Genomic DNA, 1,961 nt, shown 5'->3' with positions numbered 1-1,961 from the left:
AATACCGTAGTTGGTACCACTTCCCTCGTTTACCAAATCAACAAATTGCAAATCCAGCGTTTCATTTATGGTAGAAAAGGAACTTGAGATATCGTTTTCAACAGGTAAATTATAAAGATCCTGATAATACAATTCTACTTTCGTCCTTATATTCTTTGAAAATCGTTTTTCATACCCTAGAACAAAATGATGTGCTTTCAGCAAGTCTAAGTCCTGATTTGGTAGGGTTATGCTACCATCAGGATTCTCCAGTTGGGTGAAATAATGATGGATTCCTTCCATGGTACTGTGCATTCCATACCCCATGCTAAACGTATTGGATTTGTTTGCTTGCCAGTTAGCAGCAATTCTTGGTTCAAGGGTACTTTTATTATTAAAATACACATTCATATTATGTAAGCCCGATACTATGGTGATGTCTTCATTCATCCTGTATTTCCAACTTATGAAATTTCTTAGGGTGCTGATATTCTCATCCATTTCAACCAAAAAATTTCTATTCAAGGAATTATCTTCCAAACGGCTGATATTAAACTGATGATGAAAAAGGGCGAATCTGGAACCTACCTGTACTGTGTTTTTTGCACTTAGTTTGTTATTGTAAGTCATGTTCAGCCTGTAGGTTGAGGTTTGGATTCGGCTTCTGAAGTTGTCTTGGACAGCAACAATAGAATCATTCAGTACTGATCGTTCTGAAATCTGATCTCTTATCCCTTCATTTGAATAGGCCAATGTGGTTCTGAGATAACTGTTCTTATCGATCGAAAACAAATGGTTGACACCTGAATTAAACAAATGTGCTCTTTTGGTAAAATCTTCTTTTATGTTAGATTTTAATCCATTATCCCCTGGAGTAATAAAAATGGTTGGATCAACATCTTCAAAATCCAAAGTGCTGTAGCCTGATAGCCCGAACAGGGAGAAGTCTCCAAATTTTTTAGTGGGCAACATGACTTTAAATGCTCCATCTTGAAATGTCGGTATTCCCCTGATGTCCACCAATCCGAATTGTTCAATCAGGGATACTGTAGAATACCTGTAGTTTACCAGGTAGGAGCCACCATAACCTTCCTTAAATGGTCCTTCCAGAGTCAGGTCTGTTCCCAGAATACCTACCCCTAACATTCCCTCAAACTTTTCATTATTTCCGTTTCGCAGTTTGATATTATACACTCCTGACAACACATCTCCAAACTCAGATGGGAAGGCACCGGTATGAAAATCAGAAGTACTCAATAAATGGTTGTTTAATGCACTTGGTGCACCAGTACCCAAACCAACGGGATCACCAAAGTGGCTTGGGTTTGAGATTTGGACTTCTTCCAATCGCCACTGAATGTATTTGGGGGAATTCCCTCTAACAATGATATCCGCGCTCCCATCCTGCGAATTGTTTACACCGGCAAAATTGGACAGAATTCGGACTGGGTCATTAAAGCCTCCTGCATAGCGGTTGGTTTCATTTGATGAAATGGATCGAGAGCTGATCAGGGACATTTCATTATGCGACTCCCCTTTGTTTGAATTTGCTGATATCACCACTTCATCCATAGTTGAGATGGATTCGGTCATGGACAAATCAATGATGGTTTCTTTTGCCGACATGACCAGAATATCCGGTATATGCTGGGACTCATAGCCCACATAGGAAATTCTCAATGAAATTCTTCCTACTGCTACATCAGGTAATCTGAAATTACCGTTCTGATCGGTTACAGTCCCCAATAATGGGTCGGAGCCAACCAGCACTATCTGGACTCCTACAAGCGGATTTTTACTATCTGCATCTATTACAGATCCCCTTACAGTTTGTGTAATTACCTGTGAATAAGAACAAATGGAAATAAACAGTAAAATAAAGGATGTAAAAAATTTTAATTTCATAATTCTGCTCAATTGATATTTGAAGCAAAATTATAATGGGAGGTATCGATTTTCGTTGACGATCGTCAAGAAAGAAA

General features: G+C 38.8%; 1 protein-coding gene. It reads right to left on the bottom strand.

Annotated elements, in window-relative coordinates; all coding sequences use genetic code 11:
* A partial coding sequence (locus ACEW8U_RS10760; RefSeq protein WP_373522042.1) for a carboxypeptidase-like regulatory domain-containing protein occupies positions 1-1,884 on the bottom strand: 1,884 nt, incomplete at its 3' end.
* Positions 1,885-1,961: the final 77 nt, after the last annotated feature.

The organism is Aquiflexum sp. (genome assembly GCF_041751335.1).
GTDB lineage: Bacteria > Bacteroidota > Bacteroidia > Cytophagales > Cyclobacteriaceae > Aquiflexum.
Note: the sequence above shows the minus strand (reverse complement) of the source record. Positions and strands in the feature narration are given on the sequence as shown.